The organism is bacterium (genome assembly GCA_036524115.1).
Classification (GTDB): domain Bacteria; phylum JAUVQV01; class JAUVQV01; order JAUVQV01; family DATDCY01; genus DATDCY01.
Map to the genome: position 1 here is coordinate 1 of DATDCY010000092.1, position 25,063 is coordinate 25,063.

Sequence of the window (25,063 nt, forward strand, 5' to 3'; positions counted from 1 at the left end):
AGTGCCCCGTGTCCCCCGACACCGTCGGCACCGCCGACCAGTAGTGGCACGCGTCGCACGCCAGATCCCCCGTCGTGTTCCACGCCGCCGACTGTGCCGCGCCCCGGTTGTGGCAGTTGGCCGTCGTGCACGTGCCGCTCGCCGGCCCTCCGAGGGCCACGGCCGCGCCGCGGGAGTAGCCCACGTTCGCCGCCGAAAGGTTCACGCTCTGGTTGATGTGCGTCGCCGCCGTGGCCGACGCGTGGCACTCCGTGCACGGCGCCACCGGGTAGCGCAGGTGCTCGTCGTGGGCGTTCGTCACCATGCCCGCGCCGTCCTGGTGGCAGAGGGTGCAGTTGGCCTGCGCCGAGTCCCACGCGTACGGATTCACGTTCGGCGCGCCCGCCGAGCCGTTGTTGTGACAGGCGTTCGTCCCGCAGGAGCCGAAGGTCCCGCCGCCCGCGGCGACCACCGCGTCCGCCGCCGCGCCGTAGGTGAAGGCCACGCCGCCGGCGCGGAAGTTGACCGTCCCGTTGGCGTGCGTCGTCGCGGTCTGCGCGCTCAGCCCGTGGCAGTCGGTGCAGCCGATGGTCCGCCCGAACAGCGCGCTCGCGGCCAGGTGCGCCGGGTGAGCCTGCGTCGTCATCGACGCCGCTGTCCCGTGGCACTCCGAGCACGAGTTCGTCCCGCCGCCGAGCACCGTCCCCCACGTGTACGCCGAGTCCGCGTTCGCCGCCTGCCCGTTGTTGTGGCAGGTGTTGAGCCCGCAGGTACCGAACGTCGCCCCGACATTGATCCGCCGGTCGCCCGTGTACACCGCATCCGCCGTGATCACCGCGCCGCCGAAGTTGACGGACGCGTTCAGGTGCGTCACCGCCGAACCCGCCGTGTGGCAGTCGCCGCACTGCGCGCCGCCGCCGGTCGTCGTCGTCAGGTGCGCCGGGTGCGAGTAGCTCGCGAGCGCCGCCGTGTCCTCGTGGCAGGCCTGGCACCCCGCGATCGTCGTGCCCCACGAGTACGCGGCCGTCCGCGGGGGCACGAGGCTGCCGGTGAGGTAGCCGGAGGTGTGGCAGATGTTCGTGCCGCACGTCCCCTTCGTCCCCGGGTACGCGAAGCCGGTGTAGTTGACCGTGAACGTCCCGCCGCGGACCGTCGTCGACCCGGCGGTGAAGCTGCCGTTGAGGTGGTTGGCGGAGGGCGGCGTCCCCGGCGAGCCGAACGCGATGGCCTCGTTGTGGCAGTCCGAGCAGATCACGCCGTAGCCGAAGGTGGCGCTGCCGTTGGTGTGCGCCGTGTGCGTCGTCTCCGTCGTCACGTCCGTGTGGCACATCACGCAGGCCGTCGTGTTGTTCGTCGTGTTCCCGTTCCAGGAGAAGTCCACGCCCGGCGTGTTCGTCGTCGTCTTGTTGTTGTGACAGTCCACCGTCGCGCAGGTGCCGCCGGCGGCGATGTCGTAGGCCGCATCCGCGTCGGCCCCGCCGCTCCAGATCCGCTTCGCGAAGCGCGTGGGCGTGCCGCCGACGGTGTTCACAAAGACCTCGGCCGGAAGCGCCGCCGTCGAGCCGTGGTCGTCGTCGTTCGTCACCGCCGCGTGGCAGTACTCGCACATCTGCTTCTGCTGGGTGTCGTTGTACGGCGGAATCAGCGACAGGCGCGCCGCGATCTGCTGGATGTGCAGGGGGTGACGACCGGCATGGTTCGCCTGGTGCGACGTCGAGCCGTCGGGCCAGTAGGTCCCGTTCGTCGCATTGCCATGGCAGTCGCTGCAGCCCGGCGGCCGGAAGCCGCCGCTGTGCGGGTGGCAGGCGACGCAGTCGCCGGGGTTCCCGCCTGCGTCCGGGTGGGGCAGGACCGAGGCGCTCACGCCGTCCCTGAACGACGGGAAGTCCGGGTCCGCGGTCTCGTGGCACTCCTGGCAGACGCCGCTGAAGTTCGGCGTGGCGGTGTTGGTCCAGGCGTACGAGCCGGAGGCCACGCCCGTGAGGTTCGTGAAGACCAGGTCGGTCTGCTCGGTCGGCGCCGCCGGCGGCGGCCCCGCGGGCACGTTGAAGGCGGTCTCGTAGAGCTCGCGCTGGATCATCGCGAGGTTGCCCGTCGCCTGTCCCGTGGCCTGGTCGCCGTGCGGGTCGTGGCAGGAGAGACACTGCGGGGTGAAGCCCCAGGTGTTGACCTGGGGGGTGTACCCGGCGTTGACCATGTCGGTGCTCGAATGGTTGTGCACCGCCCCGACGCTCAGCGTGGGCGAGCCGTCGTGACACTGGCCGGCGTCGCCGCCCCAGGTGCAGCTGAACTGCACGCCGTTGCCGCTGTTGCCGTCCTGGTCGATCAGGCGGAAGGGGTTCGACCCGGGCAGGGTGTTGGACCCGGGGGCGCCGGTCGCGTCGTGATTGACCGCGGAGCTGTGGCAGCCGCTGCACGCGACGCCCTTGACGCCGTGGCCGGCCGCGCCGTACTCGGCGACCGAGCCGGCGGCGTCGACCTTGGACTGCGTCCAGTCGCGCATCGCGAAGTTGTTCACGTCGCCGTCGACGGGGCTGCCGCCGCTCTCGCCGTGGCAGATATCGCAGCTCATCGTGGTCGCGCTCCAGGCGACGCTGTTGCCGCCGTGGCAGTTCGTCGTCGAGCAGGTCCCCGCCGAGTAGGTGAAGGTGTTGAGCGCCCCGTTGGCCGCGTTCGGCGCGGCGTTGTACGTGGCGTTGACGTGGACGACGAAGCCGCCCGGGCTCGCGATCGCGCTGTTGCCGGAGACCGTCGCGCTGTGGCAGGTCAGGCATTCCGTGTACCCCTGCGCCTCGTGCCGCGCGTGCTTGTTCGCCTTCGGCGTGCCCTCGACGGACGTCCCGTCGGCGTACGCGGGGGGCGCGCCGTGGCAGACCGCGCACGTCGCGCCCGAGACGTTCCAGGCCACCGCGGTGTTCGGCGCGATCGTGAACGGCTTGGTGCGGTCGGTGCCCGGGCTGTGGCAGTAGGTGTTGTTGCACGCCCCGAACCCGGAGCCGACGACGGCGTCGCCGAGGTACGCGCTCACCGGCGGCGCGCTCGAGTTCGTGTGCAGCCGCGCGTCGCTCCCGTCGAAGGCGACGTCCGCCGAGTAGTTCACGTGCGCCGGCAGACTCGTGACGCTCGTGCCGTTGGTCGTCGTCGCGTAGTGGCAGAGGTTGCACGCGAGGCTGTACCCGGCCGGCACCTGCGCCGTGTTGCCGGCGTGGACGATGTGCGCGTTGCTGCGCGGCGGCGCGGCGGCCGTCCGCCCGTGGCAGGTGCCGCAGGCGCCGGTCGAGGGGGTGTCCCAGACCGGCGTCGTGTCGCTGCCGCCGTTGGACGCCGGGAACGGGCTGTCCGCGCCGTGGCAGTACAGGCCGATGCAGGTGGCGTAGCGGAAGGTCGCGCCGCCGTCGGTCTGCCCGTACTTGACCACGAGGTCGCTGCCACTCTGCGAGCCGAGGACGCCGCCGGGCTCGCCCGTTGTGCTGCCGGGCGTGAAGGCGATGTCGACGGCGCCGTTGAGGTGCTGCGTGCTCGCCCAGGCCGGGTGGCACTGGGCGCAGGCGAAGTTGTAGCCGCCGTCGGCGATCTCGTCGACGTGCTTCGCGTGGGCGTTCGGCAGGTCGCCGGCGTTGTACGTGGAGTCGTCGGTGTGGCAGGTCGCACACGACGGCGTGTTCTCGTTGCCGCCGTCCCAGCCGACGGTGCCCGCCCCCGGGCCGTACGCCGGCGTCGGCTTCTCGTAGTGGCAGTCCATCCCGGAGCAGGTCTTCGTCCCCTGGTTGTAGGTGCCGTTCGTGTGCACGTCGTTGGCGCCGGCGAGGTCGCTGACCCCGTCGATGCGCTTGTACGTCCCCACGTTGAAGCCGTCGTTGATCAGGTCGACCTGGGTCGCCGGGCTGCCGGTGGTGTTGGTCTCGTGCCCGATGCCGCCCGGGTTCGGGTGGCAGTAGGCGCACATCGCGATCTGGTCCTCCGGGCTGGTCGCCGAGAAGTTCTCCTTGGCGACGAGCAGCGCGATGTGCGCGGTGTGCGAGCCGACCTCCGTGTCGGCGTAGGCGTTCTGCGGCGTCTGGCCGCTGTTGTTGGCGGGGTTTCCGTCCGGCCAGATCTGCCCGGTCGTCTCGTTGCCGTGGCAGCGCGCGCAACTTCCCTGGAAGCTTTCCGAGTGGGAGTGGCACGCCATGCAGGCGCTGCCGGTGCGGCCCTGGAAGTGGTTGCCGTTCACGGCCTCGCCGGGCGGAGTCGTGTCGGGGTGCGCCATGGTGTCGCCGGACCCGCGGTGGCAGGCGTCGCACACGCCGTCGTTCGTCCCCGTCGTCGGGTCGAGGCCGGTCAGGTCGCCGGCGCCCGAGGCAAAACCGCTGACCGCCACGGGGTTCGACGTCCCGCCGAGGTGCCCATCCAGCGTCGGGAGGACCATCGCGACCTTGGGGGTCCCGTGCGGGTCGTGGCAGGCGTCGCACTGGTAGCCGGGGTTCGTGGCGTACGCGGAGGCGCTGTCGCCGTAGGCGGGGAAGGCCTGGGGCGCCAGCCCGTTCGTGTTGTAGTGGTTGTTCACGCCGCCGGAGTGCACCGTCGCCTTGGCGACCGAGTTGTAGAGCGTCGGCGTCCCGCCGGCGTTCGGCAGGGTGACGCCCGTGCCGCCGACCTTGTGGCAGCCGAGGCAGAACTCGCTGTTCGTCGTGGTGTAGGCCAGTGCCGGGCTCTCCGCCGGGATCGTCTCGAGGCGGGTCTGGCCGAGCGCGCCGGTGATGTGCTGCGCGTTCTCGGTGTGGCAGATCTGGCAGGCGTAGCCGGGTCCGCTCTGGCCATGGAGCGTCGCGCTGAACGCGGCACTGTTGCCGTGGCCGTTCGCCGCGTAGAACGAGTCCTTCGCCGGGGCCGCCGTCCCGGTCCCGTCCGCGTACTGCGTCGCCGGGGACGCGGTGTTGTGGCAGAGGAGGCAGTCCGTGATCCGGGTGGCCGTCGGCCAGTTCGTCTTGGCAACCGTGGCGCCGACGCTGCCGCCGACGGTGGCCGTGGAGTGGCAGCGGTTGCAGACGTCCGTCGACGCCAGCGTCGCGACCGTGCCGGGCTGCGCGTAGCCCAGGGCGTAGAACGCGTCGCGACCGTTGCGGTCGAGGCCCTCGAAATCTAGCGCAAAGCTGCCGTTGACGTGGCTGCGCGAGGGGAAGTCCGCGCGGCCCTGGTCCGGCGCCGTCCCGGGCTCATCGCCGCCGGGGCTGCCGCCGTGGCAGTTCTCGCAGGAACCGGTCAGCGTGTACGAGCCGTGACAGATGTTGCAGCGGTTGGCGTGGGTCTGGATCCCGGGCCCCCACGAGGGGTTGCCCGTCTTGCCGGCCATGTGGGTGGCGTGCGCGCCCTGGGTGAGGGGCTGCTTGAAGGTGTCATCGTTCTCGGTGTCGACGTCGTGGCAGTCGCCGCAGGAGCCGGTGGTGTAGCTGTTCCACACCGGGCTCACGTCGATCCCCTGCGTCAGGGCGCCGAAGTCCGCGCCGTGGCAGTACAGGTTCGTGCAGGTCGTGTTCGCCCCCGTGCCGTACTTCACCGCGGTGCTCGTCGGCGTCATGGCCTCGTCGGTTGTGTTGCCGTCGAAGTTCCGGTTCGGGCTGCCCGCGGGGCTCAGGCCGATGGAGCCGTCGACGTGCGCCGTCGTGTAGCCGGTCACGTCGTGGCAGTACGCGCAGGGGTAGTCGAGCCCCTGCCACGCACTCGGCGGCGCGATGCCGCCCACGTGGGTGATGTGGGCATCCGGCAGGTCGCCGTCGGCGAAGTTGGCGGTGGCGTTGCCGTGGACATAGGCCCGCGTCGGGTAGGTCACGGAGTTGACGACGCCGCGGGTGAAGTGGCAGCTCTCGCAGTTCGGCGCGACCGAGTCGCCGCTGTCCCAGCCGCTGGCGTAGGCGGGGATGGACGACGGCGACGGCGTCGGCTTCTCGTAGTGGCAGTCCGAGGCGCTGCAGGTGCGCGCCGTGTTGTTGTAGGCCGCGGCCGTGTGGCCGTCGAGCGTCATCGTCAGGTCCGCCGCCGCGTCGATCCTGCCGAACGTGCCCGCGTTCCCCGCGTAGCTGTCGTTGAGGACGTCGACGCGGTTGACCGGGTTGGTCGGCACGCCGGCGGAGTTGTTGCGGTGCAGCGCGCTCCCCGGGGCCGGGTGACAGTAGGCGCACATGGCCGTCTGGTCGGCCTGGCTCAGCGTGAAGCCCTCGCGCGCCCGCAGCGCCGCGATGTGCGTTTCGTGCGAGCCGGCGTCGTCGTCGAAGTAGTAGCTGCCGCGCGGGGGCGGCGACGGGTTCGCGTCCGGCCAGGGCGGCACGGTGCCGTCCGGCCACGCCGTGCCGGCGACGCGGTTGCCGTGGCAGAGGGCGCAGCCGGCAGGCTGGCCCCACGCGGCCGCCGGGTGGCAGCCGGTCGTCATGTCGCCGCAGGTGCCCCCCGTCCACAAGAAGCCCTGGTCCGTGGAGGCGGTCCCGGCGCGCCAGTAGGGGGCGGTGTCAACCGTCGCCGCCATGCCCGCGTCGGAGCGGACCGGTGAGGACTGTGCCGGCCCCTGGGCGTGGAGGGCGTGGTTCGCGTTGTCGTTCGGGTGGCAGGAGGTGCAGGCCAGCGCGGCGTGCGCTGTCCCGGTGTGCCGCCCGCCCGCCGCCGGCGAGTTCGGCCGCCCGGTCGTCAGCCCCGCCGTGCCGTGGCAGGCGTCGCAGTAGGGCGCCCGGGTGTTGGCGCCGGCGTCGCGGTAGAGCCTGTCGTCCCAGTCGGGGACCCACGTCGTGCCGTTGCCGTGACAGTACGTCGTCGAGCAGGTGCTCGCGCTGGCGTCGAACGTTCCGCCCGCGACAAAGTTTCCGTCGAAGACGACGTTGGTGCTCTTGTCGAGGTTCTCGTGGATGAACGTCGACGTGCCGCCGTCCCAGCGGTTGTTCGGGTGGCAGTTCGTGCAGGCGTAGGCGTAGCCGAGCGTGGGCGCGGACTGGGTGCCGGCGTGCAGCGGGTGCTCGTCGGCCGTCGGGCTCGTCGCCGGCCAGGAGTTGGCGAGATTGCCGTCGGCCGTGCCGTTGTTGTGGCAGTCCGTGCAGGAGTTGGCCGTGGGCACCGTGTTCCAGGTGATCGGGGCGGCGGTGAAGCGCCGACCGCTGTGGCAGCTGACGTTGTCGCAGGTCTTGCTCGCTTCGGTCCAGCCGAAGGTCACGGCGTTCGCCGCGGCGGTCCCGTTGAAGTGCCCGCCGGCCGAGACGTCCTTCGTGCGGTCGACGTGCTGGCCGCTGGAGACGTTGATCGTCGTGCCGTCGGTGGTCGTCGTGTAGTGGCAGTTCTCGCAGCCGACGTTCTTGCCGACGTGCCGGGCGTGGTTGCCGGCCGCGTCGTTCGGGTACCAGCGGCCGACGCCGTCGCCGTTGCCGTCGCCGTGGCAGGCGTCGCACTTGAGGTCGTTGACGAAGTAGTCCGGGGTGTTGAAGCCCGTCATCCAGACCGCCGTGCCGACGGCGCTGGTCGACGAGCCGTTGGAGTGGCAGTAGATCTGGGAGCAGCGGAAGCCGTTGGCGGCGGGGTCCCAGGTGTAGTTGGGGGTGGCCTGCGGGACCGGGTCGGCCGGGTTGAAGGCGGTCGCCGACGGGTTCCAGCTCGGGTCGAACCAGATCGAGCGGTACGTGTTCGGGCTCGAGCGGTGCGTCAGCCCGTTCGTCCCCTGGTAGTGGCACATGCGGCACGAGAAGTTGTAGCCGGGGCTGACGCCGGTCGGGAGGCCGGCGTGGCGCTGGTGGGGCGTGCGGCCCTCGTTGTAGTAGGGGTCCACGAGGTAGTAGTCCGCGACGCCGGTGCCGAGGCTGTTCGGCGGGTAGCCGTGGCACGAGTTGCAGGTGCCGCCCGCGCCGCCGAAGGAGCCGCCGGTGGTCGTGTCATCGTGGTCGTGGCAGCCCGTGCAGGACGACAGCGGCAGCTGGTCCTGCCCGCTGTGGTGGTTGTTCGACATCAGCGTGCTCAGCGGCGTGACGTCCGTCCCGTCCTGCGACTTCACCCCCGCGTGGCAGACGCCGTTGTCGCAGATGCCCGCGGCGCTGACGTGCGGCGCGCTGTTGTCGTTGATGTAGTAGTCGAAGTCCGTCGTGTTGCTGTTGTGCTCGAAGATGGTCAGCTCGGTCGAGCCCGTGGAGCGGTTCGGCAGCTGCTGGGGGATCATCATGATGTTGCTGGTCGCGCCGACGCCCTCGGCGTGCTCGTCGTGGCAGTCGACGCAGCCGACGCTCGAGCCGCCCGGGTTGTGCGCGATCTTCTCGCCGTGGCAGGTGTAGCAGATCGAGCGCTGCGACTTGCCGTAGCTCGAGAGCTGCGGGTCCGGCACCGAGGCGAACATCTTGCCCGCCCGCGTGTCCGTGTACGGCGAGTCGTGTTGCGCGTTGACGGTGTGGCAGTTGCCGCAGCCGAAGTTCAACGTCCTGCCCGTCGAGGAGGTCGGCATCCCGTGGCCGTGCCGCGTGAACGTGTTCTGCCCCGGCCCGTCCCCGGTGTACCCGGCGGCGTCGCCCGGGTAGTGGCAGGCCGACGTGCAGTCCGTGCCGACGTCCAGCGCCGTCTCGAGGGCGCCCGTGCCGTTGACGTGCTCGTGCCCGTCGTTGAAGAGCTTCTGCTTGCTCGAGTAGTGCGTGTCGTGGCAGGAGCGGCACTGGTCGTTGCCGCCGGCGGCCGTCGTCTTCAGCTGGGTGCCGTCGTCCTCGACGATCGGCCCGCTGCCGCCGCTGCCCACCGGGACGCCGTCCGCGTGCGCCGACGTCGCGTTGAGGTGCACGTCGTTCGCCGCGCCGGTCCCCTTCACGCGCGGCGCGGTGTTGCCGTGGCAGACCCGGCAGAGCGGGTCGTACTGGTTCGCCGCTGTCACGCTGCGGAGCATGTAGGGGTTGTACGCGTAGGCCGCCCGCCCGTGCTCCGGGTACTTGTTCCCGAACTCCGCGCTCAGCCCCGAGGTCGCCGGGTTGCCGTCCGTGCTCTCGTCCACCCCCGGGGTGCTGACGTCGTCGCGCCCGTCGCCCAATCCCTCGACGTCGTGGCAGTCGACGCAGTCCAGCTCGTTCTGGTACGAGGTGCCCCACGTGCTCGTGTACTCGTGGCTGGTGTCGACGCCGGTGGCGAAGTTCTTTCCGACGGGGTGCATCGAGGCCTTCCCGGAGAAGTGGCCGAGGACGGCCTTCATGCTGTTGCGCGTGCCGATGTTGTGGCAGTAGGTGCAGCCGAACTGCGCCGGGACGGTCGGGGTCACCGGGTTGTAGGCCACCTTCATGTCGATCACCGTGCGCGAGGTGCGGTTGATGAAGCTCGTGTTCGGCTCGCCTTCCTCGGCGTCCAGCGTGTGGCAGGAGTAGCAGCCGAGCCCCTCCTGGACGTAGTGGAGGGCGGCCGCCGGGCGCACCTCTCCCGCGAGCAGCCACGCGAGCGCCATGACCGCCGGCAGCCAGGGCATCGCGGTTTGGGCGATGCGGCGGTATCTGCCGCCCTCGTGCTGCCGGTCTTCGCGCCTCATGAAACCCTCCCCTTCAGCGTGAAACCAATCGCCGGCTGCCCCCCCGACCCCACGGTGGGGACAACCTCGATCGAATACCTATACGGCCGTCGGCCGCTTCCCGTTACCTCGGATCAAACGCCCCCTAGTTGTGGCACCGCTTGCACAACGTCTCGCTCCGCTCGTCCCGGAGCATCGAATTGTTGGGATACGAACCGTCCACCGTGCTCGTGCCGTGCGGGTTGTGGCAGGAAATGCACACCGCGTAGTCGAAGTTGGTCACCCCATCCGCCGGCCAGTCCGGAGCGTTTGTGGACAGGTGCACGTCGATCGGGAAGACGACACCCTGGCCGTTCAGGACGGAGCCCTGCTTGCCGAAGCGCACCACCCCCGGCGCCGGGATCACATCGTCCTGGTTGTGGCGGTGCCGGCCCTTCGAGGAGTGGCACTGGTACGCGCAGCCGTTGTCGAGCGTGAGCTGCACGTTCCAGTCCGGCGTGGAGGTCCCGATGTAGGTCGCGTTCAGGTGCGCCGTGTTCACGTTCTTGTTCTGCTTCAATTCCACGGAGTTGAGCGTGCCATCGAGGTGCGTCCCGGTGGGGATGGCGATGTTGTGGCAGTCCGTGCACTCCGCGTTCATCGACAGCATCGGCTGGCCCACGCTGTCAACCGGCGTGTTCCGCGCCGTCCCGTTCGCGCCGTGGCCGTTCACGTTGAAGCCGTACAGCCCGTCGTCGTAGGGCTTCGGGTCCATGCCGTCGCCATCGGGCTTGACGCCGTCGCCCATCACGTTGGGAGCGGCGGCCTTGGGGCCGGTGCCGTCGGGATCGTAGCCGACGCCGGTCCAGGTGCCGTCCCAGTCGCCGTCGCCGTTGTGACACCCCTCGCACCCCGTCGGCGCGAAGGCCGACCGGTGCCGGTGGCAGTAGGAGCAGTCGCCGGGGTTCCCGCCCTGGGTCGGGTGCGTCGCCGTCGAGATCCCGGCGAAGCCGTGCTTGAACGAGGTGAAGTCCGGATCGTTCTGCCGGTGGCACTGCTGGCAGAGGCTGGTCTGCGGCGAGCTCAGGTTGGCGTAGCTGTTCCCGGTGTCGTCCGCGCCGGTCGAGTCGTCCGTGAAGACCAGGTTCGACTTCTCGGGCGGCCAGACCGCCGGCACCCAGTTGGGCCCCGAGCCCTCGACCAGTTCGCGCGAGACCATGTGCAGGTTCGCGTCGTCCCCGTGCGGGTCGTGGCAGTCTGCGCACTTGGGCGTGAAGCTCCAGGAATCCACCTGCGGGGTGTAGCCGGACGCGCTCATCTCCGCGCCCGTGTGGTCCTTGACCAGGCTCACCGGCCGCGCGCTGTGGCAGCCGATGCCGGTGTTCGAGCAGGTGAAGCTCCCCGGCCCGGTGCCGCCGTTCGCGGCGAGGCGGAACGGGTTCGCCCCCGAGAGGTTCGCCGTCGTGTCGTGGCCGACGGTGCTGGCGTGGCACCCGGCGCACGCCACCGACTTGGCCCCGTGCCCCCGCGTCTCCCACTCACCGCCCACGGCGTTGCTGATCTTGGACTGGCTGGAGCCGTCCCAGTGGAACTCGTTCACGTCCGACGCGGCCCTGGCCCCCGCAACCTGCGCGTGGCAGTCGCCGCAGGCGATCGGCCCGGCCAGGCCCCACGAGACGCCGCTGGCCCCGCCGTGGCAGTTGATACTGTTGCAGCTGCCCGCGGCGGGGGCGAACTGCCACAGCGTCGAGGCCGCGCCGCTGGGGGCAACGTCATAGGTGCGGTTGACGTGGTTCGCGATCGCCACGACGCTCGTATTGTCGTGCACCGTCAGCCAGTGACAGACGGCGCAGCCGTAGCCATTGGTGTTCGGCGTGGCGGCGGGGTCGCCGGTCCCGGTGTGGATCGGGTGCTTGTTCGCCTTGGGCGTGCCGTTTGGGGAGATCCCGTTGTTTGGGTAGGGCGGGGCGGGGTCGTCAGTCCCGTTGCCATGGCAGTTCCAGCAGCCGCCGCCGGTCTGGTCCCACGCGAGTTGCACCGCGGGAGCGGCGCTGCCGCCCGGGGCGCTGTCGTAGGGGGCCGTCCGGTCCGCGCCGTTGCTGTGGCAGTAGGTCGCGGCGCACGCGCCGAACCCCGTGCCGGTCGTGGTGTCGCCGTCGTAGGAGCTGTTCACATGGACCCGCGGGTCGATGGCGCCGTTGAAGAAGATCTCCGAGGACCTGCTCACGTGCAGCGCGACGCTCTGGATCGTCGTGCCGTCCTGCGTCGTCCCGTAGTGGCAGACGGCGCAGCCGATCGCGTACCCGGCTCCGTTGCCGGCGTGCTTCGCGTGCGCCTGGGCACCGGGCGGCGCCGCCGCGGTGTAGCGGTGGCAGGTGCCGCAGTTGGCGGTCGCCGCATTGCCCCAGGCCGGCGTGGTGTTGGTCCCCTGGTCGGCCGCGGGGAAGCGGCCGGTGTCATCGCCGTGGCAGTAGAGATTGCTGCAGGTCTGCGCCCCCTCGTCGTAAGAGGGCGAGTCCTGAGTCCGGTCCGCCGGGTTCGTCGCGGCCGGGTTCCAGGTGCCGTTGAAGCGGACCTGCACCATCGCCTGGGTGACGCCCGACCAGGCGTCGCCCGCGTTGAGCTCGCGGTCGTTGTGGCTGCTCTGGTAGTGGCAGAACGAGCAGTTGAAGATGGCGCCGTAGTTGGGGACCGGCGCGGTCTCGCCATTGGGCACGCCCACGTGCTGGTCGTGCGAGGCGCTGAGGCGGTGCGTCGCCGGCGCGCTTTGCTCGCGGTACGTCGGCAGCGCCCCGAGGTTGTCCTTGCCCGGATAGGTGTGGCAGGCGTTGCAGTCCACCGGCATGAAGCCGTCGATCGTGTCGATGTTCGTGGTGTTGCGCGGGTAGTCCTGGTTGTGGGTGTGGCAGGTCGAGCAGTTGGTGCCGCGCTCGTCGTTGGTGTAGGCCATGTTCCAGTCGTCGTGCGAGCCGTTCGCGGCGTTGGTGTACGTCATGGAGTACCCGGGGTTGTTCGAGTTCCTGTGGCACACGACGCAGAGGGCGGTGCCCTCCGGCGCCACGCCGTCGCTGAAGGAGAACGGCCCCGTGAGCGCCTCGAATCGCACGCCGCTGGCGACGGTGTCCGTCCCGGGGTCGGAAGGCGTGTTCACGACGATGTTCGGCGAGATCATCTGGATGTTATAGCCGGCGCCGTTGTACGTCATCCCGTGGGGCTCGTGGCACTGCTCGCACTGCAGCGCGAACGCCCCGGGCTCGATGAACGAATGGTTGTTGTTGCCGTGGGAATTGACCGCGCGGTTGCGCTCAACCTGCGCCGAGGGGGGCGTGGTCTTCGCCGTCGCGTGGCAGGCCCGGCAGACCTCGCGGACCGTGCCCGGGCTCTGCCCGTTGACGATGATCGCGATGCGGTTCCCGGGACGCAGGCCCGTGTCGTTGGAGCCGTTGATGTGCGGGGCGCTCGCGTCGTGGCACTCGGTGCAGAGCAGCGCCGCCGCGGGGTTCGTCGCCAGCGCGTAGGCGCCGTCGGCCGCGGAGCGGTTGTGCCCGCGCACCTCGGCGCCGTAGTTGAGGTCGTCGCCGAGCAGGTCGGGCGCCTTGAGCCCGGTGCCGTTCGGGTAGGTCGTGGCGCCGGTCAACGCCGGGTTGTGGCAGGTCACGCACGGGAGCTTGAAGGCCTGATCGACCCAGTTGATCTTGGCCAGCGCCGCGCCCGCGCCGGTGAGCACCGCCGGCCCCGCGACGTTGGCGGTCACCTCCAGCGTCGAGTGACAGTAGCTGCAGCGGTCGGTCTCGGCGGCGGTCGGGGTCGTCACGGCCTGCGTGCCGAGCAGCGAGAAGGCCGGGGACGCGGCGATGTTCCTGAACTCGGCCGAGCCGTCCACGTGTGTCGCGGTCGTGCGCTGGTAGTCGGTGTGGCAGCCGGTGGTCGCCGTGCCCAGGCAGGAGGTCTGCGGCGTGCCCGGGGGCTGCGCGAAGTGCGGCCCCCACGTGTCGTTGAGGTGCACGGGGTGGTTGCCCGTGGCGAAGACGTCGAGGCCGCCCGGGTTCACGGCATCGGAGCCGTTGGCGTCGTGGCAGGAGCCGCAGTAGACGCCCGCGGAATTGTCCCACGCCGGCGTGACGTTCCCGCCGTCCCAGCCCCCCGGCGGCGGCCCGGGGTTGTCGCCGCCGTGACAGTAGAGCAGGCTGCAGGTGGCGTTGTAGGTGCCGTCCTTGTAGGCGAACGCGGTGCCCTTGGCGTAGGCGCCGTTGCCGTCGCCACGCTTCGCCTCGAGCGAGGCCGCGTTGGTCCAGACCATGTCGATCTTGCCGTTGCCGTGGCCCGGGGCGCCGGTGTTGTTCGCGTGGCACTCGTAGCATTGATAGGACTTGCCGGCGGGCACGTTGGTCCCGTTCACGTGCGTGGCGTGGGCGTTCGTGTAGGTCCCGGCGGCGTGGCAGTTGATGTTCGAGCAGGTGGCGTTGCCCTGCCAGTTGTTGCCGGCGTCATACCACGGCAGCGGGTTGCTGTTCCAGGAGGATGGCGTCCGCGTCTGGTTGTGGCAGACGAGATTGGCGCAGGTGCCGTCGTTCGCGCCGGCGAAGCTATAGCCCCCGCCGCTCGGGTCGGCCGAGTAGTTCGCGTGCCCGAACGGGCCGGGCCCCGTCGTGAACTTGAAGAAGTCGCGCCCCCCGCCGGTGCCCTGCTTGACATCGACTCTCCCCGTCGGGGAGTTGTCGAGGTTGGTGTTGTTGAAGTGGGGATTGGGGTCCGCGCCCGATGCTCCTCCGGGATCAAAGTGGCAGAAGCTGCAGACCACGAGCTGCTTCTCGTAGGAGGACAAGGCGGTGTTCGTCACGAGCTGGGCGGCGGTCTCCCCGAAGACTTGCTGACCTATCGCCTCGATGTGGTTGAGGTGGGCGCCCGGCTGGTCGTTTGCATAATCGTAATCCGGCACCTTGGAGCTGGCCCCCGAAGGCCAGTATTGCCCCGCGAACGCGCCGGAGGGAGGCGTGTCGAGAGGCGCGACGCCATGGCAGGCAAAGCACGAGAGCGGGCCGAAGGCGTCGGGAGCCTTGTTCGGGTGCGTATCCAGCGTGCCGTGTTTGTGACAGATCCGACACTCCGTCCCGACGACCAAGTGTCCCGTTCCTTGGGGGACACTGGTACTTCTCATGCTGTGGGGTTGCGAAAGACTGACATGGCAGACGACGCAGAGGCTGTCGGGTGGCGAGAGCCCATCGTTGTTGCCGTCATCCCAGGAGTCGTCCGCCCGCGGGTCCGGAAAGACTGACGACGGATTTCCGGAGGACTTGGTAATCACCGCCAAGTCATTCGTGTCGATGTTCGTAGTGCTGTCGGTTGCGTCGGAGTCCACACGCGCGGCCTCGGGCCCCATCGCGCCACCGTCAGGGAGGCCGTTGCCGTTGACGTCAACCCATTTGCCGATCATGTGCAGGTTACGGGGATTCGGATTCACCCCGTTCCAGTTCGCCCCGTGAGGCTCGTGACATTGGCGGCAGTTGCGGACAAACTGGTCTGGTTCCTTTGGCGGCCGGTAGCCGTCTCCGTCGGAGTTCCCGTGCGCCACTACTCGGCCGTCCGGAGAGGCGACGTCCGGCCCGCTAACGACCTGATGACACGCGAGGCAGGTCTTGTCGGCGTCGTCCGCGATCCCCGGCTGGCCGTTGACCGTGTCCCGCAGGCGCTTGCTCGTGCCGCCGTAGTGCGTCTTGGTCGGCGTGTTCGGCGCCGGCAGCGCGTTGGTGGAGTACGTCGCGTCGTGGCAGACGGCGCACCCCTTGTTCGCCGCGGGGAGGCCCGTCCGCGTGGCCTCGCCGACCAGGTCCTTCTCGTAGTTGCCGGCGGCCAGGCCGTGCCCGTTGACGTCGGCGCCCCAAGTCCCCGTATCCCACGTCCCCGACGCGCCGTTGTTGTCGCCGAGCACGTTCGGGGCGTACGGCCCCGTGCCGATGCGCGCGGGCGTGCCGTCGTGGCACCACTTGCAGATCGCCGCCCCGTCGCCGACGAAGTCGCCTTTCGTCGGGCCGGTCGCGTCGTCCACCATGTCGTCGTCCCAGTTCAGGAAGGCCGACCCCGTGTTCTGCGGCGGGTTCCCGTGGCAGGTGAGGTTGTAGCAGCGTCCGCCAACCGCGCCGTCCTTCCCGCCCTTGGCCGTGAAGGCGTAGCCGCTCGGGACCGCGATCGAGCTGCCGGCGCCCGCGTAGCCGCTGCCGGCGCCCCAGTAGGCGGTCTGGCCGATGATGTCCACGTTCTGCTGGGCGACGACCGTGGCGCCCCGGTTGGCGGCATCGTCCCAGGCGTGCCAGGTGGTCGTGGTGCGGCCGGGGTTGGGGCCGTGGCAGACCTCGCACTTGAAGATGTCCGCGCCGAGGGCATCCAGGTGGCGGCGGTGCGCGCCGGCGCCGCCCTCGTAGGACTGTCCCTGCGGGTTGTTGAGTCGGTCGAAGGGGGTCGCCACCAGCGGCGGGTACGCATGACACTGGTCGCAGCCCGCGGGCCGGTTGTGGGGGTGGCAGTCGGTGCAGGCGGTCGCGGCGTCGGAACTGGAGTACACGTGCTCCGGGACGCCGTCGGTCGGCTTGGGGACCTGCACGCTGTAGAAGGTCTGCTGGGCGCCCTGGTTCGAATTCCCGTGGCAGGACTCGCACATGGAGCGCCCGTTGCCCGCGCTCGTCCCCATGTCGGCGCCCGAGCGGGTGTTCTTGCTGGACTTCGCCCCGTCGACGAGCGTGACCGCGGTGCCGTCGCCGGAGACCGTGCGGAAGAAAGCCATGTTTGTCCCCGTGACCTTGCCGTGCGGGTCGTGGCAGAGCGCGCAGGCGATCTTGTCGCCGCGCTTGCGCCGGTCCGGGGAGTCCGACGGCTCGGTCTTCCAATAGTGGCCGCCGGTCGGCGAGCCGTCCGTCGGCGGCGAGGGCGGCACGGCGGACGCGCCCGTCGGCAGGGTGCCATCGGCCTCCTCGTAGTAGCCGATCAGCGGGACGCCGCCGAGGGTCCCCCCGAGCGCGATGTCCTGCGGCGCCTTGTTGATGCTCCAGGTCTCGGCGGGCGGGTCCCGGTCCGCGACGGACACGCCGTCGTCGTGGCAGTCGTAGCACTGGAGGCTGGCGCCGGGCACGTAGTTGGGATCCGATGTCTGGTTGTAGAAGCCCGCCTCGTCCGCGAGGCTCCGGCTCCAGAGCCGGGCGCCGCCGGCGACGTGCGGGACGTGGCAGGGGCCGCAGGGCCCGCGGCCCATGAGCGGGACCCCGGTCGTGGCGAAATCATGCTTCGACCCGATGACGGCGGCGCCTGCTGTCCCGGGCGCGACCGCTAACGGAAAAAGCAACAGGAGGGCGACAGCGATCGCCCCCCAGCGCACGCTCGTGTTGCTGGCTCTCCCCATCATGTCCCCAAGGTGACGGATTGTAGCACGGACGCCCCCACCGTCCTAAGGGAATATTCGCTGCCTGATGGCCCCCATCGATTCCCCTTCGGTGAAGGCCTCTTGCAGCTCCAGCCGGACCTTTCCCTCCGTGCTCCCCGCCTCGAGCGCCTGAGCCACGTCCGGGATCAGCTCGTCCCGGTCGTGGACGGGGGCCCCCTCGAGGACGATGTCGTTGAGGATGGATCTCGCGCGATTCAGCATGAGCGCCCGCCGCTCGGCCACCTCGACGATCCGGTCGGGGTCGATGCGCTTGGACACCCCCTCGCCGACCTTCGCCGCGAAGCTCTCCACCGGCAGCCCTTCGAGCGCCAACTGCGCGGCAAGACTGAAAATTCTCAGCGACTGCTCCTCGGCGAACCGTCCGCGGCGGCACAGGTCCTGCAGGTCGCGGATGTCCCGCCCGTCGACGCCCGCACGGTCAGCCGCCTCGATGGCCCGCTCCAGCCGGTCGTCCTCGTCGCCGCGGGCATCCCGCGCGGCCGGCCTCCCGGACCTCCCGGAGCCGCGTCCGCGCGCCTCGCCCGCCGCCGCCGCTGCCGCGGGCTGACCCGCGGCCAGGGCGGCGGCGAGCACCAGCGCCCCCCCCCAGACCAATCGCACGCTGCGCATTGTCGTCGAAGTCTCCTAACCATCCACGATGATTACGGAATTCCTGCCGCCGAAACCGTCGTTCACGTACTGCCGCGCCGCGGGGTCCACCTCCCATGTGGTGCCGTCGACGACGAAGCTGTACTGGTACACGCCGGGGGGCAGTCGCAGCCTCGCGCCCCAGCGTCCCTCATGCGACGAGCGCACAAGGAGGTTGCGCCGGATGTCCCACCCGTTGAAGTCCCCGACGATCGCCACGCTGGTCGCCGCCGGCGCCTGGAACGAGACTTCGAGCTCCCGCTCCGCGCTCCGGCTCTTGAGCCAGTAGTGGCCGCGCATGAGGAAGCCGACGGCGAGCAGAAGCGCAAGCAGCGCCGGGACCGCCCCGTACCGCGCCAGCCGCGCCGCCGGCGACGGCCGGTACGCCTCGGCCGGAAGCGCGCTGAGGATGGCGCTCGAGAGGCTGGCCGGCGCGTCGACGTCGTCCTCGTGCCCCTCGAACCGCTCCTCCAGGCGGGCGATGCCGGCCAGCGTCCCCCGGCAGGGGGCGCAGGCGCGCAAATGGCGCTCCAGCACCTCCTGCTGGCTCGGAAGGAGGACACCGTCGAGGTGATCCTGGAGCATCAGCTCCACGTCACGGCAGGTCAGCATGTGTGCATCATCTCAAGCAATTCCAGTAGTTGTCGTTTTCTTAGTACTCTTGCAGACATAAAAGGTTACGGGTCCTCCAGCCCCGGCCCCTCCCCCTCGCCCCCGATCTCGTGCCAGTGCTCGAGCAGGGCCTTCTTCGCGCGGAAGATGCGGATCTTCACCGTGCTGACCGGCAGGCTGAGCGCCTCGCCGATCTCCTGGTAGGAAAGGCCCTGGAAGTAGTGCAGCAGGAGGACGGTGCGCGCCGCCGTCGGCAACTCCTGCAACGCCTCGAGAAGCTTGAAGTTTTCCTCCTTGCGGAGCACCTGACTCTGCTGGTCCGGATGGATCCCCTCCTCGGCCTCCTTGAGATCGACCGCGCCGATGGCCTCATCGAGCGGGACCTCGCGCCCGGCCTTGTGCTTCTTGAGCTCGTCGATGCAGAGATTCTTCGCGACGGCGTACAGCCACGTGGAGAACTTGCGCTTCGTGTCGTAGCTCTTGAGGAACTGGTAGCAGCGCAGGAAGGTCTCCTGCGTCAGTTCCTGGGCCAGGTCGTAGTTGCCGTAGAAGCGGTAGATGAAGTTGAAGATGGGCTTCTGATAGCGCTCGAGCAGGACGCCGAACAGCTCCCGCTTGCCGCGGAGGACCTGGCGGACGACCTCGGCATCGTCGAGCGCCTTCACGTCCATGGGCGCTAGCCTAATCTCTTTCGACCGCTCGGGGAAGCAGCGGGTCCCGCCTACAGAGACGGGCGTTCCACGGCGAGGAACTGCGCGAGTTCCTCGACCTGCGCGGGGCCGGGCCGCAGCGGGGCCGGCATGTTCTGCACCATCCGCTCGACGGTGGCCCGCCACTGCTCGAGGCTCTTGTTGCGCGTCAGCGGCCGGTTGGAGGTGTGGCAGGAACTGCACTTGGCGATGAGCAGCATCCTCCCGGAGAGGTACTGCACGACGGCCTCCTGCTGCGCGAGGTCGAGCTGCGCCCCTCTCGCGACCATGTCGGCGACGACATCCCGCCAGGCCGGCTGCCTGCGGTAGCCGGCCGCCGCCTCGTCGGCCGTCTGGTGGCAGCGCAGACACTGGGACAGGAAGGCGTCCCTCCCCTTCTTCAGGATCTCCATCCGCTCCCCGTCGCCCGCGGCGGCGCCCGCGGCAAGGCCGGCGACGAGCAGCGCGGCACCGGCGGCGGCGCGGGCTCGCGATGCGTTCATGGCCTCCTCCTTTCTCCTCGTTGACTGCTCCCGGGCGTTCTCCCGGCCCCTAGTACTTGCTCGCGTCGTGGCAGAGGTGACAGGTGAGCGTGAAGTCGATCTTCGGCTGGATCGCCATCGGGTCCGTGTTGGTGCCGCGCGCCTCCTCCAGGATGTAGACGCCGCCGGCGGTCGCCGCGCCGTGCGAGCGATGGCAGGAGTCGCAGTTGATGCGGCTGGCGGACGTCGCCGAGGCGGGCGGCTGCACCGGCAGGCCGAGCTTGAGCACGTCGGCGTCCATGAGCGGGTGGGTGTGCCCCTTCGCGCCGGAGCCCGTCCCCGGGCGCACCCCGTGGCACCCCGTGCAGAGGTACTTCGTCTCCTCGTTCTGCACCCAGTCGATGCGGTTGCCGACCCGCGCCAGCAGGTGGGGCTGGTCCTCCTCGTCCCCGGAGGTCAGCGCGCCCCGCGCGAAGCTGTGGCACGAGAGGCAGACGATGTCCTTGCCAGCGGTGCCCCCGTACGTCGACGGAAGGTAGGACTCGGGCCAGGGGTCGGTGCGCTCCGGCGGGTCCTGGTCGTTGTACGTGTCGAGCCGCGCGGGGTCGCCCCGGAAGTGGGAGGCCATGTAGCCGTCGCGCACCTTCGTCGGATCGCAGGTGGGGTTGTCCGCGGGGTGACACCCGAGACAGAGCAGGTCGCCGGCCCGGCTCTCGCGCAGCAGCGGGATGAAGGCGCGCTCGTCCTCGGCGCCCAGCCCGGCGTTGTGGGCGCGGTGGCAGCGCGCACAGTCGAACTGCGCCGGCTCCTGCCCGACGCCCCTCGTCTGGTCCGGGCAGCGGCCGGGGTCCCCGCCGACCGCATGGTGCCCCTCGGGGACCTGGGCGTGGCACTCCTCGCAGAAGGTGGCAGCGCGCTCCGCCGGGCGCAGCAGCAGCGTGCCCGGCCCCGCGGCGTGGGCCGTGTGACAGGTGGTGCACAGCAGCCGGGGCGGCTGGTCCCCGCCCACGGGCCAGCGCTCGGGCACCTCGGCCTCGACGATCCGGCCCTCGCCGTTGGCGCGGTCATCGTCACAGGGGTGGTACGTCCGGCCCGTGCGCGTCCCGCCCGGGTTGGGCTTTGCCGCGGAGTCGATCTGCGCGTCACCGCGCTCGCCCGCGTGGCAGCCCTCGCAGAACAGGTCGGCAACGGCGCCGACCGGATCCACCGTGAGCAGCCCCCGGCGCGGCGGGCCCTGGCCGTCGCCGTGCACGACGTGGCAGGTGACGCACAGCACCTGCCCGGCCGCGCCCTGGCTGAGGTGCCCGCCGAGCTGCCAGTGCACGCCCGCCGTCCCCTTGCCCTGCCGCGCCGGGTAGGGCGTCGGAAACGGCGTGAGGAACGGCGCCGAGACGGTCAACGGCGCTTCCCTGCGCCCGCCGCCGAGCGCCTCCACCAGCACCGGGTGGTTGCCGCTGACGTTCTCCTTGCCGCGGCCAAGCTCGTACTGCGCCGCATGGCAGCGCGCGCAGATCTCCGCGATGTCCTGCCGCAGGAACGGTCGATGTCCGTTGTCGTGGGGGTCGTGGCAGGCGACGCACTCGAGGCGCTCGCCCTCTCCCGCGCCGGCGACGGCCTCGCCCTCGCGCCGCGCCGCGGCGGCGCCGAGGTCGGCCCCGTGCGCGAGCGGGTGAAACGCTGTCAGGCTCGCGTCGACGTCCGGACTGACGATCGTCGTCCCGTCGTGGCAGGAGAAGCACATCGCGCTCGACGGTCCCCACTGCCGCGCGAGGACGGGCGGGAGCTCCGCGAGGAGCCCCTTGTCGACGACCGAGGCGGGCAGGTGGCACCGCAGGCAGCGCTCGCGCGCCGCGCCCGCCTTCGGCGCGTCGTATCCCTGCGCGATGATGTCATGGGGCGAGCCGTCCACCGCGGCGCGCGCGGTCGTGGCGCCCAGGAGCGCCAGCGCGAGCAGGGCGAGGCAGCCCTCAGCGCGGCCCATCGATGATCTCCCGGATCTGCAGCCGCGCCGAGAGCCGCTCGGCGATCGCGACGAGGCGGCCTCGCCCGAGCGCCACCCCGTTCGGGGAGCCCAGGTCGAGGGGCACGCCATCCTCGTCGGCGAGCACCGCCACGAACCGGCCCGCGGCGTCGAAGACCTGCACCGTGTTCAGCCACGAGTCCGCGACGTAGACCTCGCCCGAGCGGTCCACGGCGACGCCCTTGGGCCGCCCCATGCCGCCGGGCCCGCGCACGTAGCGGCCGAAGTGGCGCGCGAACTGCCCCGCGGGCGAGAAGACCTGGACCCGGGCGTTGAAGGCCTCGGCGACGTAGAGGTTCCCTGCGGCGTCGAGGTCGCAGAAGGTGGGGGCGGAGAGGTCCCCCTCCTTCGCGCCGAGGGCCCCGAAGAACCTCGGCTGCCCGACGCGGTCGAGCGCGCCGACGCGGTTGTTGAGGTTGTCGAGCACGAAGAGCCTGCCCCCGGCCCCGACCGCGACGTCGCTGATGCCGGTGGCGACCCCGATCTCCGGCGGCGGGATGTCGATCCGGCGCAGCAGCTCGCCGCCGGGCGCGAAGACGTACACCGCCGAGCGGCCCGCGTCTGCAACGTAGAGGTGCTCCTCGCCGTCGCAGGCCACGCCGATGGCGTTGCGCAACAGCTTCCCGTCGGGCCCCGCGCCCGCCCCCACCGAGCGCAGGTAGCCCCCGGCCGCGCTGAAGACGAGCACGCGCCCGAGGCCCGAGTCCGCCAGGTAGACGTTGCCGGTGACCGGCCCCACCGCGACGTCCGCGGGGCGCAGGAGGGGAACGTCGGCGGCGGCGATCACCGCCACGGCGCGCGTCCGGCGCACGCGCCACGTCTCCTCCGCCCGGCGCTCCGCCGCCGGCGGCGCCGGCGCGAAGAGGAGCTCGAGCGGCGCCGAGAACGCCGTCTCCCGGAACGAGGAATCCAGCGCCGTGAGCGCGTACGCGTATCGCCGGCCCGCCTCGACGGCGTTGTCCTGGTAACTCGTGCCCTTCGACGAGGCCAGCAGCTGGAACTGCCCCACGGGCAGCTCCCGGCGGTAGAGGTTATAGGCGAGGACGTCCTCGCCCTCGCGCGCGGACCACTTGAGCCCGATCCCCGCCGGGAGGACGAGGTGCCCTTCCCAGTCCGGCGGCTCAGGCGACCGGCGCGTCACCGGCGCGATGCGGAAGCCCATCTCCGTGGAGGGGCGTCCCTCGCGCCCGTCCCTGCCGACGCCGGCGAGCCGGTAGGCGTACGCCACCCCGGGCTGCACAGTGGCGTCGAGATAGGAGTTCTCGCGCGACTCCCCCACGGGGGCGAACCCCGCCGCGGCCTCGCTCTGCCGGCGGTACACGCGCACGGCGGCGAAGGCGGGGTTGCGGATCCACGTCAGGCGAGCCCGGCCGCGGTCCTCCGCAGCGCCGACCCACTGCGGCGGCGGGACCTGGCCGGAGGGCTCAGCCCCCGGCAGCGGCTGCCCCGCCGTCAGGACGAGGAGCCCCGCGACGGCCGCAACGCGCTTCCAGGGCATGGCGGCCCATGATGACACAAGCCTTTCCCCGCCGACAAGGTGCGGCGGCGTGCGCTATACTGTCATCGAGGCGGCGACGCCGCGGGGGCGCCGCCGCACGGGACCGGACAACCCCGAAACGAAGGAGCGGATCGTGACCAGACTGGCTGCCCGCACCGTTCTCGCCTCGTTGCTCGTCCTCGCTCTCGCCGTGCTCTTCCTCGCGCCCGGCGTGCAGGCCACGATCGTGCCGATGCGCGCGGGAACGGTCGTCTCGACCACCCGCTCCGGCATCTTCACGTACATCAAGGCCGTCGACGCGGAGGGCAAGACCTTCTGGGTCCTCACCTCGCTCTGCACGGTCGGCGAGGGGGGCAAGATCGAGGTCCTCTCGGGAACGCGGCACGACAAGGTCAAGTCCGAGCACCTCGGCATGGTCCTCGAGGACCTGTACGCCGCGCAATTGCTCAAGATCGGGGACCTCGAGGTCGAGGGACTCGGCGCGCACGCCCTGCCCGAGGGCTGCGTCACGCTGAGGTAGCGCGTTGCGCCGGTCAGGTCCCGTACGGGGCGCCCGAGGACTCCTCGCCGCGGCGCTCGCCGCGGCGCTGCTGCTGCCCGCCGCCGCCCGCGCCGAGCCCACGCCACAGGAGCAGGAGATCATCGCCGCACTGCGCGAGAACCTGGTCAACGGGTACCACGAGGGCGACGCCGCGAAGATCCTCGCCCTCTACCACGAGGAGGCGCAGATCGCAACGTTCACCCGCGGCGTCGTCGGCAAGGAGACGTTTGCGTCCCTGGTGCGGGAGTCGCTGGCCGCCGGCGGCGCCGTCGAGGCCGCGCTCGAGATCGGCGCCTTCTCCTTCGACGGAGAGGCGGCGCAGGTGCCGCTGCGGCTGATCCTCACAAAAACCGACGCGGCGGGGAAGCGCAAGGTCACCGCGGACCGGCTCTACTGCCGCCTGCGCAAGGAGGGCACCTGGAGGATCGTCCTGCAGACCTACCGTGGCGACTACACGCTGCCGCCGTTGTCCCCGACCCCGGGGATGGGAATGGGCCATTAGCGCGGGACAGGGGCGGGGCCTAGAGCCGGCGGCGGATCTTCTTCAGGTTCTCGGCGAGCCACTCCGGGGCCTTGTCCGCGTGGCAGCGCGCGCAGGTCTGCTCCAGCGGCTGCGGCTGCGGGTACTTGACGGGCTTGAAGTTCCACCCGTGCAGCGGCCGCTTGGAGAGGCGCTCGTCTCCCGCGTCGTGGCACTCGGTGCAGCCGGGCGTCGGCTGCGAGAAGTCGAACTTGTGGTCGTGGACGGAGTAGCGCGTGCCGGCGGCGGTCGTCGCCGTCTGGTGGCAGTCCTCGCAGCTGGCGGTGCCGGGCTTGTGCTTGGCGTGCTTCTCGAGCTCGACGTCGTAGCGGTAGTGGCAGGTCGAGCAGTAGCCTTCCCGCGAGTAGTAGCCTTCCTCCGCATCCTGCGGGGCCGCGACCCCTCAGACCCCGCACGCTCGCATCTTGGAGTAGAACTCCGCCTGGTAGAACATGAACATGCGGTGGCGGTCCTCGTACGTCGCGTTCCCCTTGTACCACTTCTTCGAGCCGGGCTTCGGCAGGAAGAAGTCCGTGTAGTACTTCTCGATCGGCTGGCCAGGCTGGAACCCCGCGGCGAACGGGAAGACGCCGTCGCCCATGTCGTTGCCGTCGGTGTGGCAGGACTCGCAGATGTTGTCCGCGAGGCGCTTGGGCAGCTTCTCGGGGTTGACGATGTCGGCCGGGTCCTGGCTGGCGGCGTGCCGGGCCCCCGGGCCGTGGCAGGCCTCGCAGCCGATGGAGTCCTCGGCCTGCGTCTTCGAGACCGGGTCGAACCCGACCGTGTGGCAGCCGTAGCAGTTGAGCGAGTAGGGCTTGCTGCGCCAGTTGAAGATCGAGTACGGCTCCCAGTCGGCCTTGGAGATGCTCCAGTACTTGGGCAGCACGTAGAACTGGTCGTCGACCACCGTGAGGTACTTCTGGATCCAGTGCGAGCCGATGGTGTAGGCGATGTCCTTCTTGCGGAAGGGGATGTCCGGGCTGAACTTGGTGGCCTCGATCGCGTCCGGGTGCTCCTTGGTGCTGCGCAGCATCCGGGCGTGCGGCGTGCGGCTCCACTGCTCCCAGACCGCGGGGTGGCACTCCTTGCAGCTCTTCGACCCGGCGTAGCCCGGGAGCCCCCCGCCCGCGGCCGGCGGCGCCGCGGCCAGCAGCGCCGCGCCGGCGAGCGCCAGCAGGAGGACGGGGCGGGCAGCGGCCATGCCCG

Annotated in this window: 11 protein-coding genes; 2 read left to right on the forward strand and 9 right to left on the reverse strand. The window is 70.8% G+C overall.

Translation table 11 applies throughout. From position 1 onward, the window contains the following. From VI078_04385 to VI078_04420, 8 genes are all read right to left on the reverse strand, one after another. The coding region (locus VI078_04385; GenBank protein ID HEY5998524.1) for a CxxxxCH/CxxCH domain-containing protein at positions 1-9,478 on the reverse strand (9,478 nt) is incomplete at its 3' end. A 124-nt stretch (positions 9,479-9,602) separates the two neighbouring features. After that, on the reverse strand, positions 9,603-16,679 hold the full coding sequence (locus VI078_04390) for a CxxxxCH/CxxCH domain-containing protein (GenBank protein HEY5998525.1): 7,077 nt from the start codon (positions 16,677-16,679) through the stop codon (positions 9,603-9,605). A gap of 192 nt (positions 16,680-16,871) precedes the next feature. Beyond that, positions 16,872-17,468 (reverse strand): hypothetical protein, encoded by a 597-nt coding sequence (locus VI078_04395; GenBank protein ID HEY5998526.1) that lies wholly within the window; start codon positions 17,466-17,468, stop codon positions 16,872-16,874. 24 nt (positions 17,469-17,492) lie between these two features. Then, positions 17,493-18,107, reverse strand: a complete 615-nt coding sequence (locus tag VI078_04400) for a zf-HC2 domain-containing protein (GenBank protein ID HEY5998527.1) — start codon at positions 18,105-18,107, stop codon at positions 17,493-17,495. A 65-nt stretch (positions 18,108-18,172) separates the two neighbouring features. Beyond that, the gene (locus tag VI078_04405; protein HEY5998528.1) at positions 18,173-18,778 is read right to left on the reverse strand and encodes an RNA polymerase sigma factor; all 606 of its coding nucleotides are present in this window, start codon (positions 18,776-18,778) and stop codon (positions 18,173-18,175) included. Positions 18,779-18,828: 50 nt separating this feature from the next. Next, complete coding sequence (locus VI078_04410) at positions 18,829-19,299, reverse strand: cytochrome c (protein ID HEY5998529.1); 471 nt, start codon at positions 19,297-19,299, stop codon at positions 18,829-18,831. 49 nt (positions 19,300-19,348) lie between these two features. Beyond that, positions 19,349-21,259 (reverse strand): cytochrome c3 family protein, encoded by a 1,911-nt coding sequence (locus VI078_04415; protein HEY5998530.1) that lies wholly within the window; start codon positions 21,257-21,259, stop codon positions 19,349-19,351. Beyond that, positions 21,246-22,796 carry a hypothetical protein gene (locus VI078_04420; protein ID HEY5998531.1) on the reverse strand — a complete coding sequence of 517 codons (1,551 nt, stop codon included), beginning with the start codon at positions 22,794-22,796 and terminating at the stop codon, positions 21,246-21,248. The genes VI078_04415 and VI078_04420 overlap by 14 nt, the downstream gene beginning before the upstream one ends. A 133-nt stretch (positions 22,797-22,929) precedes the next feature. Between VI078_04420 and VI078_04425 the strand changes: the two genes are divergently transcribed. Both VI078_04425 and VI078_04430 read left to right on the forward strand, forming a co-directional pair. Then, complete coding sequence (locus tag VI078_04425) at positions 22,930-23,316, forward strand: hypothetical protein (GenBank protein HEY5998532.1); 387 nt, start codon at positions 22,930-22,932, stop codon at positions 23,314-23,316. A 4-nt stretch (positions 23,317-23,320) separates the two neighbouring features. Further along, the gene (locus VI078_04430; GenBank protein ID HEY5998533.1) at positions 23,321-23,839 is read left to right on the forward strand and encodes a hypothetical protein; all 519 of its coding nucleotides are present in this window, start codon (positions 23,321-23,323) and stop codon (positions 23,837-23,839) included. Positions 23,840-24,260: 421 nt separating this feature from the next. Here the strand turns inward: VI078_04430 and VI078_04435 are convergent, their stop codons facing one another. After that, positions 24,261-25,058 (reverse strand): multiheme c-type cytochrome, encoded by a 798-nt coding sequence (locus tag VI078_04435; GenBank protein ID HEY5998534.1) that lies wholly within the window; start codon positions 25,056-25,058, stop codon positions 24,261-24,263. Between the last annotated feature and the right edge of the window lie 5 nt (positions 25,059-25,063).